Annotated in this window: 13 protein-coding genes; 12 read left to right on the top strand and 1 reads right to left on the bottom strand. The window is 35.6% G+C overall.

Going from position 1 to position 19,946, the window contains the following annotated elements; translation table 11 throughout:
• The first annotated feature begins 118 nt into the window (after positions 1 to 118).
• The 3 genes from QMG60_RS14045 to QMG60_RS14035 all read left to right on the top strand — a co-directional run bounded on the left by QMG60_RS14045 (position 119) and on the right by QMG60_RS14035 (position 6,020).
• Positions 119 to 3,037 carry a PQQ-dependent sugar dehydrogenase gene (locus QMG60_RS14045; protein WP_281865331.1) on the top strand — a complete coding sequence of 973 codons (2,919 nt, stop codon included), beginning with the start codon at positions 119 to 121 and terminating at the stop codon, positions 3,035 to 3,037.
• 77 nt (positions 3,038 to 3,114) lie between these two features.
• Entirely contained in the window at positions 3,115 to 5,025 is a 1,911-nt protein-coding gene (locus QMG60_RS14040) for a fumarate reductase/succinate dehydrogenase flavoprotein subunit (RefSeq protein ID WP_281865330.1), read from the top strand.
• A gap of 248 nt (positions 5,026 to 5,273) precedes the next feature.
• Positions 5,274 to 6,020, top strand: a complete 747-nt coding sequence (locus QMG60_RS14035; RefSeq protein ID WP_281865329.1) for a succinate dehydrogenase/fumarate reductase iron-sulfur subunit — start codon at positions 5,274 to 5,276, stop codon at positions 6,018 to 6,020.
• A gap of 200 nt (positions 6,021 to 6,220) precedes the next feature.
• On the opposite strand, the gene QMG60_RS14030 is transcribed toward QMG60_RS14035, so the two are convergent.
• The gene (locus QMG60_RS14030) at positions 6,221 to 6,970 is read right to left on the bottom strand and encodes a dihydrodipicolinate reductase C-terminal domain-containing protein (RefSeq protein ID WP_281865328.1); all 750 of its coding nucleotides are present in this window, start codon (positions 6,968 to 6,970) and stop codon (positions 6,221 to 6,223) included.
• A gap of 372 nt (positions 6,971 to 7,342) precedes the next feature.
• Between QMG60_RS14030 and QMG60_RS14025 the strand changes: the two genes are divergently transcribed.
• The 9 genes from QMG60_RS14025 to QMG60_RS13985 all read left to right on the top strand — a co-directional run bounded on the left by QMG60_RS14025 (position 7,343) and on the right by QMG60_RS13985 (position 19,946).
• Entirely contained in the window at positions 7,343 to 7,777 is a 435-nt protein-coding gene (locus QMG60_RS14025) for a DUF1810 domain-containing protein (RefSeq protein ID WP_057118335.1), read from the top strand.
• A 150-nt stretch (positions 7,778 to 7,927) separates the two neighbouring features.
• On the top strand, positions 7,928 to 8,278 hold the full coding sequence (locus tag QMG60_RS14020) for a hypothetical protein (RefSeq protein WP_281865327.1): 351 nt from the start codon (positions 7,928 to 7,930) through the stop codon (positions 8,276 to 8,278).
• A 210-nt stretch (positions 8,279 to 8,488) separates the two neighbouring features.
• The gene (locus tag QMG60_RS14015; RefSeq protein ID WP_057118337.1) at positions 8,489 to 9,184 is read left to right on the top strand and encodes an ABC transporter ATP-binding protein; all 696 of its coding nucleotides are present in this window, start codon (positions 8,489 to 8,491) and stop codon (positions 9,182 to 9,184) included.
• A 30-nt stretch (positions 9,185 to 9,214) separates the two neighbouring features.
• Positions 9,215 to 11,512 carry a TonB-dependent receptor gene (locus QMG60_RS14010; protein ID WP_281865326.1) on the top strand — a complete coding sequence of 766 codons (2,298 nt, stop codon included), beginning with the start codon at positions 9,215 to 9,217 and terminating at the stop codon, positions 11,510 to 11,512.
• A gap of 5 nt (positions 11,513 to 11,517) precedes the next feature.
• Positions 11,518 to 12,969 (top strand): DUF3526 domain-containing protein, encoded by a 1,452-nt coding sequence (locus QMG60_RS14005; RefSeq protein ID WP_281865325.1) that lies wholly within the window; start codon positions 11,518 to 11,520, stop codon positions 12,967 to 12,969.
• Between the two features lies 1 nt (position 12,970).
• A complete protein-coding gene (locus tag QMG60_RS14000) occupies positions 12,971 to 14,317 on the top strand; it encodes a DUF3526 domain-containing protein (RefSeq protein WP_281865324.1) in 1,347 nt (448 codons plus the stop codon).
• 485 nt (positions 14,318 to 14,802) lie between these two features.
• Positions 14,803 to 15,402 (top strand): RNA polymerase sigma-70 factor, encoded by a 600-nt coding sequence (locus QMG60_RS13995; RefSeq protein ID WP_281865323.1) that lies wholly within the window; start codon positions 14,803 to 14,805, stop codon positions 15,400 to 15,402.
• A 67-nt stretch (positions 15,403 to 15,469) separates the two neighbouring features.
• Positions 15,470 to 16,579: a FecR domain-containing protein gene (locus tag QMG60_RS13990; protein ID WP_057118342.1), complete on the top strand. Its 1,110-nt coding sequence runs from the start codon at positions 15,470 to 15,472 to the stop codon at positions 16,577 to 16,579.
• Positions 16,580 to 16,586: 7 nt separating this feature from the next.
• Positions 16,587 to 19,946 (top strand): SusC/RagA family TonB-linked outer membrane protein, encoded by a 3,360-nt coding sequence (locus QMG60_RS13985; RefSeq protein ID WP_281865322.1) that lies wholly within the window; start codon positions 16,587 to 16,589, stop codon positions 19,944 to 19,946.

The raw sequence follows: 19,946 nt of genomic DNA, 5'->3' as shown, positions 1-19,946 counted from the left end.
TCTCGTGTTTTGACATTATGATACTCAATATGTAAAAAACATAACATTTGAAGATCAATATATTGTACAGAAAAAGATTAAATTTGAAATACCCAAATCATCTAAATTCTGAATAATTATGAGAAAAAATCTACCCTTTAGTATCAAAAAGCGATTGTTCAATTATTTCTTATCAATTTTTGCTTTATTACTTTCGCTGCAATCCTATTCACAATATATTACCCAAAACCTAGCTCCTACAGCGGTCATTAAAGAAGGGCTCGCACTGGAACAATCTTCTGATGGAAGAATTTTTATTGCAGAAAGAGGCGGAATTGTCAAAGTATTTCAAAACAATGCTGTCTCGACTGTTTTTACTGTAACTACTGTAACGGACAATGAACAAGGTTTACTTGGATTAACCCTGCATCCCAACTTTACCACAAATGGTTACATTTATGTATTCTACGCCATTAACGACGGCGGTGTAATCCGACATCGTATTGAGAGAGTCAAAATCGATAATGCTAATCAAGTAGTCAGCAGACAGGAAATTCTACTTTTAGAACCTATTGGCGGTGGATTTCATAATGGTGGTGATTTAAAGTTCTTTAACGGATTTCTATATGTAACCGTTGGAGATAGTCAGCAAAATACAAACTCACAAGATCTTGATACTTATAAAGGAAAAATTCTTCGGCTAACAGAAGACGGTCTGCCCGCGCCTGGAAATCCGTATTATGGAACCGGTTCTGTACAAAGACAAAGCATCTGGGTTTATGGATTTAGAAATCCTTGGAGGTTAGTTGCCAATACAACAGCCAATAAATTATTTGTACTGGATGTTGGAACTTCATGGGAAGAAGTAAACGAAATCAGCAATCCAGCAATTCGCAATTATGCTTGGGGACACCCACAAGGTGGCGATGGAAAACAAACAGAAACCAATTTATTTACCAATCCGATATTTACTTATGCAACCGGAAGTATCGGAAATGCTTTGACCAATGGCTTATTATACAATCCAACAACGCCTCGTTATCCTGATCTTCAGGGAAAATTTATTATAAAAGATTTTCTTCGAAATGCCATTCGATCTTTCGATCCTAATATTCCAGATCCAGTTTCAACTGAGTTTTATACCGCACCACACCAGCAAGCACTCGGAATGATGTTAGGCAACGATGGTTATATTTATTATTGCGCTTACGGAAATAATGGTTCGCTAATTAAACTTGATTATATAGAAACTGCTGCGCCAACAATAGTAAATCATCCTGTTTCTCAAAGTATTATGCAGACTACTCCTGTAACTTTTACGGTTTCTGCAAGCGGCGTTGGGCTTTCCTATCAATGGCAGTTTAATAATGTAAATATTTCGGGAGCAAATGCTGCTTCTTATACCATTTCGAATGTTACAACAGCAAATGCAGGTGCTTATAGAGTGATAGTTAGCAATACTGCAGGCAATGTAACCAGTAATCCTGCAACGTTAACAGTAACACCATTTAGTAATGCTCCAACAGTTACGATTGTTTCTCCTTTACCAACTTTAAAATGGAATGCCGATGATGTAGTTCATTTTGAAGCAACAGCAACAGATATTGAAGATGGAACATTACCAGCAAGTGCATTTTCATGGAATATTGATCTTTTCCACGAAGATATTCCAGGAGCTGGGCATTCACATCCTGGTGCAAGTCCGCAAGGCGTAAAATCTGGTGATTTTACAGCATCTAATCAAGGCGAAAAAACACCAAATGTTTGGTATCGTTTTACAGTAAAAGTAACCGACAGCAATGGCTTAACAGCATCAACCTTTGTAGACATTAAACCAAATTTAGTAGATGTAACTGTAACAAGCTCTCCTGCTCTATTGGCTTTAGAATTCAACCAAAAACCAGTTACAGCACCATCAACAAAACAAGTTGTAGCCAATGCCTCTTTGCAGACACTAAATGCTCCAACTCCGCAATATGTTGGAAACATTAGATATGACTTTGATCATTGGGATCATGGCGGAGCGGCTAATCAAACCTTCAAAGCACCTGCAACAGGAACCGCAGTTTACACAGCTGTTTATACGGCAACAACACTTCCAAACGCACCTTATTTAGGAATAATAGCTCAAATTCCAGGCATTATCGAAGCTGAAAATTATGACGTTGGTCCAAGTGCTTATTTTGACAGCAATGGCGGCGGTGACACAGCTTACAGAGCTGGCGATGGCGTAGGAACTGAAGCTTGCAGCGAAGGCGGATTTAATCTTGCGTATGTGGCTAAAAACGAATGGCTCAAATACACTGCAAGAGTAAATACAACAGGAAATTATAATATCAATCTAAGAGTCGCATCGCCTTATAATACCCGAAAATTACATCTTGAAGTCGATGGTGTAAATGTAACTGGAACGGTAAATATTCCAAATACTACTGGCTTTCAGGCTTGGCAGACAGTTACCATTCCAAACATTCCTTTAACGCAGGGGGCGCGTGTGATTACTTTATTTTTTGAAGAAGGCGACATCAACGTTAATAAAATGGAATTTGTAATAACGGGAAGCACAACTGCACCAATTGCAGATTTTGAAGTTAATACCCAAATGGGATGCCTTAATACTGCCGTTACTTTTACTTCTGTTTCGGTTGGAACTGTTGATAATTATGTGTGGAATTTTGGTGAAAATGCGACGCCCGCAACTGCAACAGGAATTGGTCCTCACAGCGTAATTTATTCAACCGAAGGAACAAAAACCGTTTCATTAACGGTTAGCAATACCATTGGAAACAATAAAAAAGAAATTGCTTACATGGTGCATAATTGCAGTCTTGGCGTTGAAAATCCAAATGGACAATCCAATAAAATCATTGTTTTTCCAAATCCTTCAACTGGAATATTCCACTTATCTAAAGAATTAGAATGGACTGTTTATTCGCCTTTAGGAACTAAAGTAAAACAAGGAAAAGGAAATTTAATTTCTATTTCAGAACATCCAACGGGTATCTATTTTGTAAAAACAAATGCTGCTTCTAAAGCAATTTCTATCAGTAAACAATAAAATCAGCCTTAAAAATTCATTTTTTTGTAGTAAATTACAGCTTCTAAAAGACAAGTTCATTTTAAACCGTATAAAAAATGATAGACTCAAAAATACCAGAAGGTCCTCTTGCAGAAAAATGGAATAATTACAAGGCAAAAGCAAAGCTTGTAAATCCTGCAAATAGAAAAAAACTGAATGTTATTGTAGTCGGAACTGGACTTGCAGGCGCTTCATGTGCTGCATCGCTGGCTGAACAAGGTTATAATGTAAAGTCTTTTTGTTTTCAGGATTCTCCTAGACGTGCACATTCTGTTGCGGCGCAAGGTGGTGTAAATGCTGCTAAAAACTACAAGAATGACGGTGACAGCACTTTTAGGATGTTTTATGATACCATTAAAGGCGGAGATTTTAGATCCCGAGAAGCCAATGTGTATCGTTTAGCGGAATGTTCTGCTGCTCTCATCGATCATGCAGTCGCTCAGGGCGTTCCATTTGCAAGAGAATATGCTGGTTATTTGAATAATAGATCTTTTGGAGGCGTTCAAGTTTCGCGGACTTTTTATGCCAGAGGTCAAACGGGACAGCAGCTTTTGCTGGGTGCTTATCAATCATTAGAACGACAGGCTTCTTTGGGAAAAGTAGCTTTGTACACACGCCATGAAATGCTTGAATTAGTAGTTATTGAAGGCAAAGCCAAAGGTATAATTGCCCGAAATCTTGAAACAGGAATTTTAGAACGCCATGCTGCAGACGTAGTAGTTTTAGCTTCTGGAGGTTACGGAAAAGTATATTATTTGTCTACTTTGGCAATGGGCTGCAATAGTTCAGCAATTTGGCGCGCACATAAAAAAGGCGCTTTTATGGCAGGTGTAAGCTGGATTCAGTTTCATCCTACTTCATTGCCTCAGCACGGAGCAAATCAGTCCAAATTGACTTTGATGTCAGAATCGCTTCGAAATGACGGGCGAATCTGGGTTCCTAAAAAGGCTGCCGATGACCGTGATCCAAATCTAATTCCAGAAGAAGAACGAGATTATTATTTAGAACGCCGTTATCCTTCATTTGGAAACCTGGCTCCAAGAGACATTTCGTCAAGAGCTGCAAAAGAACGAATAGATGCAGGTCATGGCGTGGGACCTATGAAAAATGCGATTTATCTCGATTTTTCTGATGCCATTAATGCCCAGGGAAAAGATAAAATAGAAGCCAAATACAGCAATCTTTTTGCGATGTATGAAAAGATTACCGGCATTAATGCCTATAAAGAACCTATGCTGATTTCGCCCGCGGCGCATTTTACAATGGGCGGACTTTGGGTCGATTATGAATTAATGACCACTATTCCTGGATTATTTGCTTTAGGCGAAGCGAACTTTGCAGATCATGGCGCTAATCGTCTTGGAGCAAATTCGTTACTTCAAGCCTGTGTAGACGGCTATTTCATTGCGCCTTACACGATTCCGAACTATTTGGCTGGCGAATTAAACGCGCCAAAATTTGACATTTCGCATCCTGCTTTCGAGGAAGCTGAAAAAAGCGTTAGAAGACAACTCGATCGTTTTTTACATACCAACGGAACGCTTTCTGCAGATTATTTTCATAAAAAAATCGGACGATTATTATATGAAAAATGCGGACTTTCGAGAAGCAGGGAAAAACTTGAAGAAGCGATCATTGAAATTAGAGAACTCAAATCTTCTTTTGAAAAAGATCTTCGAATTACCGGCGACAATACTTTAAACAGCGAATTGGAAAAAGCAGGGCGGATCGCCGATTATATCGAATTGGCTGAATTAATGTGTTACGATGCCCTACAACGTGAAGAATCCTGTGGAGCACATTTTAGAGAAGAATACCAAACTCCAGATGGCGAAGCTGTTCGCAATGATGAAGATTTCTGTTACGTTTCGGCTTGGGAATGGAAAGGAAATAATCAAGAGCCTGAGTTACACAAAGAACCTTTGGTATTTGAATCGGTTGAACTAGCTGTGAGAAGCTATAAATAATTGTGAATTGTGAGTTGTGAATTGTGAGTTGTGAAATTGTAACTGCAACCGAGACTGAAAACTGAGACTGAAAACCAAGACTGAAAATCGAGACTGGAAAACTGAGACTGAAAACCGAGACTGAAAACCGAGACTGAAAACCGAAACTGAAAACTGAGACTGAAAACTGAGACTGAAAACCGAGACTGAAAACTGAGACTAAAAACTGAGACTGAGAACTGAGACTGAAAACTAAAAAACAAAAAAACATGAAGCTGTATCTTAAAATTTGGCGTCAATTTGATACGTCATCAAAAGGAGAAATGACAGATTATGAAATTGATGAAGTGTCTGAACATATGTCTTTTTTAGAAATGCTGGATCTTTTAAACGAATCTCTTATTCAGCAAGGTGAGCGTGTTATCGAATTTGATCACGACTGTCGTGAAGGTATCTGCGGTCAATGCGGCGTGATGATTAACGGACGAGCTCATGGTCCTTTAAAAAATACTACAACCTGCCAGCTTCACATGAGAAGTTTTAAAGATGGCGATACCATTTATATCGAACCTTTTCGCGCCAAAGCATTTCCTGTTTTAAGAGATTTAAAAATAGATCGAAAAGCTTTTGATTCTATTATAGCTTCTGGAGGTTTTATAGGCGCATCAACAGGCCAAGCGCCTGAGGCTAACAGTATTCCGATTTCTTATGAAACTGCAGAAGAAGCTTTTGATGCCGCTGCTTGTATTGGATGCGGGGCATGTGTGGCTTCATGCAAAAATGCCAGCGCCGCTTTATTTGTAGGTGCCAAAATAACACACTTAGCTTTGCTTCCACAAGGAAAAGTAGAGGCTTCTAAACGTGCCATTACAATGGTAAAGAAAATGGATGAAGAAGGCTTTGGAGCCTGCTCTGATACACGCGCTTGTGAAATCGAATGCCCACAGGGAATTTCGGTGCTTTCAATTGCTAAAATGAATCTGGAATATATGAAAGCTTTAGCTTTTAGGAAATAAATTTGTCAATTTATTATTTAAAATAAAACGTATTAATTGTCATTTCGACGAAGGAGAAATCTCCGCAAAGTGACTCCGCAAAGTTAATCCAATCTTTGTAGAGCTTCTAACGGAGATTTCTCTCCCGAAGCCTCGGGATCGAAATGACAAAAATAGGATAAGACTTTGTGCCTTAGTGTCTTTGTGGCAAACCAAAAATCTTAAACCGCAAAATAAGGTGTCAAGATATCTTCAAAATTGTACAATCCTTTTTCTTTTTCTTTGATGTTTTCTGCTACGAAAATTACTCCGTTTCCAAAAGCTTCCCTAGAAATTGATTCGTGTATAATTCGAACCGTTTGAAAAGGAAAACCAAAAATTACTTCATGTTTTCCAACTATACCTCCAGCTCTCACAGAATTGATGTTCTCTTTATCTACATCGAGCGCTTCTGCAATTTTAATGGCAGTTCCCGAAGTTCCTTCTTTAGCTTTAAAATGTTCTTCATTTACTTCAATATCAACCCACGGCGCAATTTTCTTCAAAAATTTAGCGGCAAATAATAAATAGTTAACGCCGAGAGTAATATTCGGCGACCAAAAAACAGTTGTTTTTTGACCTAACTTTTTTAGAAACTGCAATTCCTTGTCTTTATAATGTGAAATTGCCGAAATTATTTTGATGTTCTTTTTTGCTGCAGCTTCACCATACGTGTAAATTCCCTGATGAGAAGAGAAATCTATAATTACATCTACTGGATGGCTTTCCAGCAATTCTTCAATAGGAGTTTTGGAACTAGAATAGATTAAGCCGGGTTCGTCTGACTGCACTCCAAAAAATTCAGGCACCGATCTGTGTTCTAAAGTTGTACTTTGTCTTAAAACCCATTCTAAGCAGAATTTTTTATTTTCTAATAATATTGAAGCTACTGATTTTCCAGTTTTTCCGAATCCGATTAATCCTATTTTCATAAGCATTTGTTTTTAGATGAGCGAAAGGCTCGTTAGAAAAAATTGATATTGTAAAGTGGTAAATATCAATTCGAATTTTAATTCATAAAAACAGTTTTCAAACTGTCATTTGAGTAAAAATAGGAAAATCATAACAGAACTGCCAACGAAATTTATATTTTATAACAAAAAACGAAGTTGTTAGTCGGTTTTTTATTACTAATGAATTTTTTTTGATGAGATAATTTGAAGTAATTTTTCTCACTGAAAACTATCTTTTTTAAGCTAATTTCATACATAAAAAATACCTTAAAAAAAGGATTTGGTAATATACAACTAAACATATTTTCAGTAGATTTACAGCCTGGTACCCCAAGTTAATATCAGTAAATAATGGCTTACAATAAAAATGAATTAGTCCGATTTTTAGATGCTCAGAACAAATTGTATTTAACAGCTCTAGACGAAATAAAAAAAGGCAAAAAAGAATCTCCATGGATGTGGTTTATCTTTCCACAAATAAAAGGAATGGGTTCAAGTGATACTTCTAAATTTTATGAAATTAAAAATGCCGACGAAGCAATTGCTTTTCTTGAACATCCAATTTTAGGTAAACATTTGGTTGAAATTACAGCCGAATTAATCAAAAAAGAAAAAGAAAAGGTAAACGATATATTCGGAAGTACTGATGCCGAAAGACTGCAATCCTCCATGACACTTTTTGCAAGTGTCCAAAATTCAGAACCTATCTTTCAAGAAGTTCTGCATAAATATTTTGATGGATCGTCTGATTTTCATACACTTCAGCTGTTGTACAATAACCTGTAAATTGGTTGTATTTAAAGGCTTTGACTTTAAATTTGTATAAAAAATAACAGCTTTTTGGAATATTTAAAAATAAGATATCTATATTTGCAACATTGTTGCAATTACTTATTTCAGAATTAGATACTTAGTTTTGCACAGAAATACCACTGAATGAAAAGGAGAATCGTAGTTGTAAATTTCATAGCATCTTTTGCAGTATTGTGCGCAATGCTGTTTCAAACTGTGCACTCTTATGAACATTTTTTTAAACAACTATCAGAAAGACCTTGTCAACATCATTCAAGTGCCAATCAGAAACAAATAACACACAGTCATTCTACTGATACAAATTGTCATGTTTGTCATTTTTCTTTCAGCACATTTATTCCAAATGCTTTTCAGGCTGTAATTTTTCAAAAAACATATGTAGAAACTAAACTGGTATTTACTTATACCAAATCAGTTTCAACATTCTTCAAAGGAAGCTTATTTGCTTTACGAGCACCTCCTGCTCTATTTTAGTTTACTAGTTTTATTTTATCGCGTCAAATCTTTGTTTTCAAATTAAAGATTAGTGCAAAGAGATCTTATTTGCTCCTTTCTCTATCTGCGCTTTCGCGAATAAACCGCTGTAAATTTCCCCTCATTTAATACTATTCAGAATTCTAGCCTATTCCTATAGCTTAGAATGCTGTCATTTTCAAAATATATCCAAATCCAAATAATATAATTATGCTTACAGCCGAAAATCTAACCAAAAAATATGGTGATTACACTGCTTTAAATGCTTTAAACTTAACTATTAAAGAAGGTGAAATATTTGCTCTTTTAGGGCAGAATGGTGCCGGAAAAACAACAACTATTAATTTATTTCTAGGTTTTATAGAACCTTCAGAAGGATCTTTAACTATCAATAATATTCCCGTTACATTAAACGCAAAAACTACTAAAGAATTTGTCGCCTATATTCCAGAAACTGTAATGCTTTATCCGAATTTAACCGGTATAGAAAATCTTAAATTTTTCTCCTCGCTGGCAGGTTTCAAATATTCAAAAGGTGAACTGGAATATTTTTTAAACAAAGCTGGACTTCAGACCAAAGCACACGACCAAAATCTCGGCGGTTATTCTAAAGGAATGCGTCAAAAAGTCGGAATTGCAATTGCAATTGCTAAAAAAGCTAAAGTGCTTTTATTGGACGAACCCACAAGTGGTTTAGATCCAAAAGCTTCTAATGAGTTTTCTCAAATTTTAAAAGAGCTTTCTACAGATGGAACGGCAATTTTAATGGCAACTCACGACATTTTCAGAGCGCGTGAAGTAGCTTCGCACATCGGAATTATGAAGCAGGGAAATCTAGTTACCGTAATTGAAGCCTCAAAAATCTCTGCAAACGAATTGGAAGATTTGTATTTACAAACTGTTTAAAAGGAAATACCAATTTCCATCTCGATAAAAATGAAACATTTACTTTCCTTACTATCTTTAGTAAGCACTTTTTCTATTGTCCATTCGCAAAGCAACCAAAAAGTTAGAGACAGCATAATTAAGGATTCTCTTGAACTGGAAACCAAGCGAAACGAATTGCAGACTGTTGAGATTGTAGGACGCTCAACGCGAAAATACAATAGCGACTACTCTTTTTCGGCAACCAAAACTGCTGCCTTAAATAAAGATATTCCGCAGTCTATTTCGACTATTACCAAAGAATTAATTGCCGATAAAGGAGCAATTTATCTTGCTGATGTAGTAAAAATGGCCAGCGGTGTAATTCCGGCCAGTTATTACAATCAATATACGATTCGCGGTATAAGTCAAAATGAAGAAGGACAGATTATTAACGGAATGCGAACCAGACAATACTACTTTTTACAGCCTTTAACTAGTAATATTGAACGTGTGGAAGTAATCAAAGGTCCGTCGAGTGCTACATTTTCTTCTGTCGATCCTGGCGGAAGTATTAATATGGTGACCAAGAAACCTTTGGCAGTAGACCGAAAGGAAGTTAGCCTAACTGTTGGTAGCTTTAGTACTTTACGAGGAACACTTGATTTCACAGGTCCGTTAAACGAATCGAAAACACTTTTGTATCGTGTCAACGGAGCGTATCAGGAAGCCAAATCATTTCGGGATTTAGTCAATAATAAGTCCTTTTTGATTTCTCCTTCTTTCAGTTATATTCCGAATGAAAAAACAGCAATCAATACGGAATTGATTTTAAGCGAAATGACTGGAGTTCTAGACCGCGGACAACCGATTTTTGGAGCTGTTGCAGGTAAAACCAATTTACATACAACGCCAATAAGTCTCAATCTAGGTGCCTCTGGAGATTATTTTAAATCGAAAGAAATGATTTTGATGACCAATTTTGCTCATAAATTCACATCAAAAATTGGTTTCAATGCTTCGTATATGAAACAAACCTGGACAGAAAACCTGCAAGAACATCGTACTACCAATGGTTTTGCTGTAGACATGAACAATCAGCCAGTTACGAGTCTGGCAATGATGCAGTTTGTGCAGCGCCAGCAATATTGGGATATCGATAATCTAAGTGCTTATTTAAATTTTGATTTTAAAACAGGTAAACTCAATCATAAACTATTAACTGGTTACGATTTAAGCAGCTGGAACAAAAACATCGGCGGCGGGCAAAATGCTGCGAGAGGTTATTTATTAAATGACGGAACTGTGGCGAGTACTTTTGTTCCTGCAAATGCATCAAATTACCAAACTGTAACTGTAAACGGTGTTGTTTTACCCAAACCAAACGTCAATTTCTTTGATTTAAAAAATCCTTCTTACGCTTTAAGAAATACTCAGGATTATGTTTTAAATGTTCGTACGGCGCTTCCGTCTGCACTTACAACAACAAACGCAGTTTACATTCAAGATCAGATTCGATGGGAAAAATTTACTTTTTTATTGGGATTGAGAAACGAATGGTTCGAAGATATTACCAATTATGAAACCAATAACGAGATAAAGGTTAAAAAATCGGCATTACTGCCTAGAATTGGTGTTACGTACGCTGTCAATAATGCTATTAATGTATACACCACTTATCTGGAAGGTTATCAGCCTCAGTCCAATACAGCTACTTTAATGCCTCAGACAGGAAGTTTACCTGCCGGAAGTCTCTTTAAACCTTTGGAAAGTGATCTAAAAGAGTTTGGGCTAAAAGCTGTTTTCTTCAATAATACCATAAGTTTTAATGCTGCTGTTTACGAAATCAATCAGCGTAATATATTAATGAACGCCAATGATCCTGCTAACCCAGATTTATTGGTAACGAGAGGTTCTGAAAGAAGCCGTGGTTTTGAATGTGATTTGGCTGGATATATTACTCCAGACTGGCAGATTAATGCTTCATACAGTTACATTGATGCGGAAATTACAAATGATGCCAATACCTCATTAATTGGACAGCGAAAACAGAATACACCAAAAAACAGCGCCAATCTTTGGACACGCTACAATTTTGCTTCTGACTCTGCTCTGGATGATTTCGGAATTGGTTTAGGAATGCAGTATCAAAGCAGTAAAGTACCTTGGTTTACAAGAGACTTCGTACTTCCAGATTTCACCATTTTTGATGCTGCACTTTATTACAAACCTAATAATAGTAATATGCAGATTGCTGTAAACGCAGGCAATCTTTTGAATAAAACCTATTGGCTGGGCGCGCAGAATTACCTGCGTTTGTTTCCGGGAAGTCCAAGAAACGTAGCCCTCACCGTAACTTATAAATTTTAATTTATATGAAATTACTTCACACAGAACTCCTTATAGCCAGGCATTTTAAAAACTCGATTTTTAAAAATCAGGCAGTTTATATTATTACCATTTTTATTGGAATCTTGCTCTTATATGCGGCATTCACGGGCTGGGACAATTACAAGAGCCAAAACGAAACCAGCGAAAAATATCAGCATGAATCTCGAGAAGACTGGCTGAAAAATCCAGATAAGAATCCGCATAGAATGGCGCATTATGGAAACTTTGCTTTTAGAAAAAGTACACCATTAAGTGTTTTCGAATTTGGAATGGAACCTTTTTTTGGAAATGCAATTTTCTTGGAAGCCCACAAACAAAATACAGCCAATTTCTCTGAAGCTGGATTTTCGAACAGTATGCTTCGTTTTGGCGAAATCAGTATTGCAATGGTGCTGCAGGTTTTGTTACCGCTTCTTATTTTTTTCTTCGGATTTAATGCTGTAGCGTACGAACGTGAAAACGGAACTTTAAAAATCCTTTTAACGCAGGGAATCAGTTGGAAACAGCTTCTTATTGGAAAAATTTTAGGAATTGCAAGTGTCATTATGATGCTTTTTGCTCCAACTATAATTGTTTTGGTTTTGGTCTGGCTTTTTCTACAAGACTTCGCCTTTACAACAGACGAGACCGTAAAAATGCTTTTATTTGTTCTTTTTCATTTGGCTTATCTCCTATTGTTCTGTGTTATTGCGGTTTTAATTTCGGCAGCAAGCAAAACATCTAAAAAAGCTTTGATCACACTTATTGGGATTTGGCTTCTTTTTACCATTATTCTGCCAAGAACAACGCAGGCAATTGGGGCATATATTTACGAAGCGCCTTCTAAGATCCAATTTAACAGCGATATCGAAAAAGATATTTTGAAGCAGGGAGACAGCCATAATCCGAATGATCCGCATTACAAGGCTATAAAAGATTCACTACTTCGCGCTTATAAAGTCGATTCTGTGCAAAAACTTCCCTTTAATTATTCGGGTTATATTATGACCGAAGGAGAAAAAATTAGTTCCAGAATTTATAATGAGCATTTAGCCGAGCTTTTAAAAATTTATAAAAAGCAGAATAGCTTTTCAAAGACAGTTTCCTTTTTGAATCCGTTTATCGCGATGAAAAACTTATCGATGGGTTTATCCAATACCGATTACGAATCGTATGTAGATTTTCAAAAACAAGCCGAAGATTATCGTTATACAATGGCGCAGAAAATGAATGGATTGCAGATTAAATACATCAGCAATAAAAAACCTGGACAAAATGATAAACCGCTTACCATTGGTAAAGAACATTGGGCCGATGTAGAGGAATTTCACTATGAACCTAAAAAAATCGGAACGGTTCTTAAAAACGAAATTATCTCGATTATTTCAATTATTCTCTGGATTTCACTGCTTTTCATTTTAGTTCGAATTGCATCCAAAAAACTTAAAGCCATTTAATATGTTAGCATTATTATATAAAAATTTCATTCGGTCAAAAGGAACCAAAATTGGGCTGCTTTTCTTGTTGTGCATTGGTTTTATAAGTCTTTTAATTGGAAAACAATTTCAAGACAAACAGCAGAGTAATATTGAAGAAGCTGCTGTTTACCAGAAAGAAAATATCGCCAGAAATGCCGCATTTCATAAAGATGAAATCGGACTTTTACTGTATTACATCAAGTTTTCCTTAGTTAATAAAACACTGCCTATAAACAGTTTAGCGATCGGACAACGCGATGTTAATCCTTCTATTCAAAGTGTTACGATTCGTGGATTGGAAGGTCAGAAATACGATTCAGAACTCAATAACCCGAATAATCTTCTGGCAGGAAATATCGATTTCAGTTTTGTGCTGATTTATCTTTTTCCGCTTTTAATTATTTCCTTTTCGTACAATCTTATTTCAGAAGAAAAAGAAAGCGGTACTTGGAAAATTGTAGCAACGCAAAGTCAGAATACCTTCAATTACATTCTACAGTTATTTTACGTTAGAATTTTGAGTTTAATCGCATTGTTTACTATTTTACTTTTGACAGCTGTTTTATTCTTGAATATTCCACTGGATCAGACTTTTATCCTCTTTTACGGACTAGGGATTCTGTATATTTTGTTTTGGTTTTCGGTATGCTTTTTTATTGTTTCACTTCAAAAAAATTCTAATTTTAATGCTGTTTTATTATTGACGGTCTGGTTGTTTTTAATAATCATTGTTCCTGCCGGAATTAATGCTTACATCGTTAATCAATACAAAGTTCCAGAAGCTTTAGAACTGACTTTGAAACAGCGAAATGCGTATCACGAAAAATGGGACATGGATAAAAATGAGACTGTGGAGAAATTTTATAAACATTACCCGCAGTTTAAAAGTTATGTTTTACCAGAAAAAGAATTCAGCTGGCTTTGGTATTACGCTATGCAGCAAATGGGCGACGATGAGTCGGCAGCAGAATCCCGCGAATTGGAAACCAAATTACAGCAGCGAAACCTTGCCAGTCAGAGAATTGCACAATTTATACCCACGCTTCATACGCAGCTGCAGCTAAACGAAATCGCCCACGCCGATTTAGGAAATCAGCTTTTATTTTTGAAAGAAACGAAGCATTTTCATGAAAAAATGAGATTGTATTTTTATCCAAAAATATTCTCAGAAGCTCCTGTAAATGCAGAAAAATGGGATAAGTTTAAAGTAGAAACTTTTAATGATCCCACAAAAATAAGTTTTGCAAAAGCATTTTTACCATTACTGCTTTTCAATTTAGTTATGATTGGTTTTGGATGGAGGAATTTTAAACGTGAAGCAATTTAATTTTTTAACCGCATAATTTCACCGCAAAGAACGCTAAGATTTACGCAATCCCGAAGCCTCGGGACGCTAAGTTTTTAGCTTTGGATAGGTAAAACGTTTTTAACCACAGAGAAAACAGAGGTTTTACACAGAGTTCGCAAAGTTCTTACAAAGCTTTGCGAACTTTGTGTTTTTATAAAACTCAGCATGTCAAAAAATCTTTGCACTCTTTGCGTTAAAAATATCAAGTCTATCAAAAAACCTTTGCGTCCTGAGGCTTCGGGATTGCGTTAAAAATATCAGCCTATCAAACAATTTTGCATTAGAAAAACACAAGCAAATTCTTGTTTCTAAACCTATTCTGAATAAAATTTCTGCAAACAATCAATAATTTTATTTTATTTAGAACTAATATAAATAAACTTTTATATTTGCCGCTTTCTGAGCAAATCTGAGTAGTTTTTAAAATTTACTTAATATTGCTTATCCTAAGTAAATTTCGTTTCATGAACCACAATTACAGTTTCGAATTAAATCTCTTCAAATCCTTTAAGGAAGGAGACGAAACTGCATTTAAGTTTTTTTACGATAAATATTTTAGGAGAATCCAATCTTTCAGCGTTCAGTTTATTTACGATCAGGACGAAGCTGAAAACCTTGCTCAAGAAGCCTTACTACACTTATGGCAAAATAGAGAAAACGTAGAATCTATTAACGGCATTCAAGCTTTCTTATTTACCTACGCCAAATCAAAATGTCTGAATTTAATCCGCCACAATAAAGTGAAGGATAAATTTAAGAATGACCTGCTTAACCACAAAGAACGAGAATTGGATATTGAGGTTTTAAATTCAATTCAGTTCGACACACTAGAATTAACAGAATTGGAGCGTATTATTCAGGAATCGATTAACGAATTACCGCCCAAAACCCGCGAAGTTTTTATAAAAAAACGCTTTGAGAATAAAAAAAATGCAGAAATAGCCGAAGAAATGAATGTTAGCTTAAAAGCTGTAGAAGCCCATATGACAAAGGCTTTGAAGATTTTAAAAACAAAATTATCCGACTATTTATTTCTAATTTTTATCCTTATTTATAATAATTAAGAATAAAAGGTAGGGTATTTTAATTCTGAGGTGTACTAACTATAGCGACAAGTTTAAAAACGCATTTATGACATCGGAACTAATTTATAAATACTTATCTAATGAAGCTTCAGAACAAGAAGTTCAAGAACTTTTTGATTGGATTGATGCTTCAGAAGAAAACAAAAGTCAATTTATAACTTTAAAAAAGACTTGGACTTTAACAGCAATTAGTGGAACTATTTCACCTAATACTGCTTCCGTAATGGCATTGAAACCAAAAAACAATGCAAGAAAGTATTTTAGATACGCGGCCGTTCTTGTGGTTTTAATTGGTTTAGCAGGGCTCGCTTTTTATTTTAATGAAAGAACAACAGCTTCTAAAGAAATTGTTCTGGAATTAAGCGATGGAAGTTTTGAATATTTCACGCAGAAAAATGAGAATAATTTAGTCAATAGTAAAGGCGAATTAATCGCCCGAAAATTTTCAGACCGAATTATTTATTTCGGAAAAGTTCTTGATAAGGAAGTTTCTTACCATACCCTTACAGTTCCTTATGGCAAAAGATTTAAGCTTACACTTTCAGATGGTACGTTTGTGAGTTTGAATTCTGGAACTACTTTGCGTTATCCGGAGCAATTTGGAATAAATGGAAAAAGAAATGTTTATTTAACTGGTGAAGCCTTTTTTGAGGTTGCCAAAGACAAACAGCATCCATTTATAGTGCATTCTGATGAAGTTGATATTGAAGTTCTCGGAACAAAATTTAATGTGAGTGCATATCCTGAAGACAAAACTGTGAGTAGTGTTTTGGTTGAAGGAAGTATTCAAATGTCTGAAAAAGACAATCCTTTAAATGCCGTTTTGCTTAAGCCGTCCCAAATGGCAGTGTGGCAGAATGAGTCGCAAAAAATCATAACACAAACAGTTGACACAGCTGTTTATGAAGCTTGGACTCAAGGCGAACTTGTATTTCAAAATACCCCATTTTCTACTATTGCAAAAATTATCGAACGTACTTATGACGTTGAAATTATCAACGAAAATACTGTTTTGGCCAAACAGAGTTTTACAGGTTCAATAAAAATCAGTGAGTCTAGTGTCGCCAATATTTTAGAGCTTCTAAAACGTGACACGCCATTCAATTATTCTATTAAACAAAACACCATAACCATAACACCAATTTTCCATAACTAAATAAAACATGACATTTACGATACATTCCAATTTAAGAAAAATTCTATTTTTCTTAGGCTTCCTATTATCCTGTTTTTCAGCTTTTTCTCAAAATAAAACCATTACATTACATGTAAAAAACAAACCTATAAGCCTAATTATCAAATCGATTGAACAGCAGACCGATTATAGGATTATTTACAATGCCCGAAAAATTGATGCGGAACAATTAGCCGATATTAATGTTGATAACGCATCATTGGAAACCACTTTGACTAAGTTATTTGACGGAAAAAATATCTCTTTTTACATTCAGAAAAAGCAGGTTTTACTGACCAGTGCAAGTTCTACAAATGATTCTGGCACACCGCAGGAAACCGAACGATTCATCAGCGGAACGGTTTATAATGCCACAGACAAACAACCGCTTCCAGGCGCAACTATACGTATAAAAGGAACTGGAATGGGTGCTATAACTGACTTTAACGGAAAATTTGTTTATCAGTTAAAAGGAAATAACATCCAGAATTTTATACTTGAAGTTGGTTTTTTAGGAATGGAATCTCAGTCAAAACTAGCAGGAAATAATAAAGATTTTGTTTTCTATCTTCAGGAAACTACAGACGAATTAAATCCTGTTGTTATTACTTCATCTTATGGAACTACAAAATTAAAAGAGGAAATTGTAGGAAGTATTTCGACTTTAAATGCCAAAGATATTGCGGTAGAACAAGCTTCAGAAAGCATCGATAAAATGATTACAGGGCAAATTGCCGGGGTAATGGTTGAAAATACTTCTGGTGTTGGTGGTCCGGTAAAAATTAATATTCGCGGTCAGGGAACATTATCATCTTTAACAGGAGCAAAAACGGGAACTTCTACTCAGCCTTTAATAATTGTAGATGGTGTGGTAATGAGCGAGGAATTTGGAATAGACAGTGATGTTTTTGATGGAAAAGGAGATTCTGCAGAAAATTTAGCCAATCCGCTGATGAAAATTGCTCCAGAAAATATCGAAACCATATCGGTTTTAAAAGATGCTGCAGCAGTTGGTATTTACGGTGCAGATGGTGCTAATGGAGTAATTTTAATTACTACTAAAAAAGGGAAAAAAGGGAAAACACAATTCGGTTTTTCTAACCAGCTTGGAATTTCGTCAGCTATTAACCGAATAAAATATCTAAGTGGCGAGCAATTTACAGATCTTAGAAATGAGTACATGAAAAATACCACTACGGGCTATGTTCCTGTTGCTTATAACGGTGTTAATACAGATTGGTTTGATGTTTTAAACAGATCAGGAATCTATAATAAGTATAATTTTAATGTTTCTGGTGCTACTTCAAAATTTTCATACCGTACTAACGTAAGTTACTTAAAAATTGACGAACCTCAATTAGGAAATGAAACCAAACAACTAAATGCAGGAATCAATTTAGGTTACAATTCGGGTAAATGGAGTGCTAATTTAATGCTTAACCCAAGTTATGTTCAAAAAGATGCTCCAAACATTTTTGCTAGTTTTGCCTATTTACCAACTCTTGCAGTTTACAATAATGACGGTTCTTACGCAGATTTAGGAGTGAGCGGTATGACGAGAGGAAATCCGCTGGCAGCTATTGAACAAAATAAAAATGAAACACAGACATATGGTCTTTTAGGAAGTTTGAATTTATCGTATCAGCTTAGTAAAGCAGTTAAATTTTCTACACTTTTTGGAATGGACTACACTGATAAAGAGCAAGATCGTTACTTTTCTGCTGCAAACGAAAGTGGTCAGTTCAATGGAACTTTTACACTTAACGGAATTCTATATCCTGCATGGGGACGCAGAATTTTAAATCAAAGAAATTCTACAAAATGGAACTGGCAGGGACAGGTTTTGTTTAATAAACAACTAAATGAAAATCATGAAATTGATGGTGTTGCGGGTTTTGAATTGTCTGAAGACAGAACAGATTTTAATTATAAATCTGGAGTTGGATTCGTAAATCCACATCAGATTAATAAAGTGACCGATGCGGTTAGGGACGATAATTTAGCAACGCCTTTAGTTGACGAATCGAAAAGCGGTCAGACGTATCGAAATGAAATCAGTTATAATTCTAGAGTTTCCTTTTTATCTCAGGTAAATTACAACTATAAAAAACGTTATTATGTTCTAGCCAATTTAAGACGCGACGAGAGCTCGGTTTTTGGAGATGATACTAATGTTGCCCTCAACGGAGGTGCTGGTTTAAGCTGGATTACCAGTAATGAGAACTTTTTACAATCAAACACTTGGATTGATTTCTTAAAATTTAAAGCAAGTTACGGTTCTACAGGTAACTCAAGAATTGGTTCATACAGATCAAAAGGTTTATATAATATTAGTCAAAACGGTTATAATGGTAACTCTGGAGCAACTACGGGAGCCGCGCCAAACGGCAATTTAAGCTGGGAGAAAAATACAAAGTTTAATGTTGGTTTTGACTTTAATATTTTTAAAAGAATCGAATTAACACTTGAATATTATTATGATAATAAAAGTGATCTAATTACGACTAGAGATATTCCTACAGAAACTGGATATAATTCTGTTCAATTAAATGCCTCTAGTATGTACAACAAAGGTTTCGAACTTACGACCAGAATTAAATGGATCAAAAGCGAGCCATTTAAATGGACTACGACATTTAATATTTCTACAGTAGAGAGCAAAGTAACAGATCTAAAAGGTTTGGGAAGTGACTATGCATTAGCAAACGTCGCTTTAGCTCAAAAAATTGGTTACAGCACTACCACTTTGTGGGGGGTAAAATGGGTTGGAGTTGATCCCGCAACTGGAAGAGATCTTGTCGAAAAGAATGGACAAATTTACGATACAAAAACATACAATGATACTCATACCGTTGCAGACTGGGTGCCGATTGGAGATACTCAGGCAGATGCATATGGAGGTTTTTACAACAACTTCACATTTTACAATAATCTGACATTATCGGTTAGAGGAGATTTTCAACTTGGAGGAGATGTTTTTATTTCTGATGTTTATATCGATAAATATTCCAATACTCTAAATAGAAATCTTTCTGTAAATGCGGCAGACCACTGGAAAAATCCTGGAGATATTGTTTCGCAATCAGCAGTTACCTCTGCTCCTCTTCTTTCAAACTTGAGTAAATATGTTTATGACGGAACTTATGTTAGAATCAGCAACATTAATTTGAGTTATAATGTACCCCTGAAAAATACTTTTCTGGATTCGCTTGCTGTTTTTGCAGATGCTTCAAATGTGGCATATTGGTATAAAGCAAAAAGTCCGAAAGGAATGAACGGAATACGTGAATATAGTTTTATTTATCCTCAGGCAAGAACAATTTCTCTGGGACTTAATGCAAAATTTTAA

Source organism: Flavobacterium sp. GSB-24, from assembly GCF_027924665.1.
Lineage (GTDB): Bacteria > Bacteroidota > Bacteroidia > Flavobacteriales > Flavobacteriaceae > Flavobacterium.
Note: the sequence above shows the minus strand (reverse complement) of the source record. Positions and strands in the feature narration are given on the sequence as shown.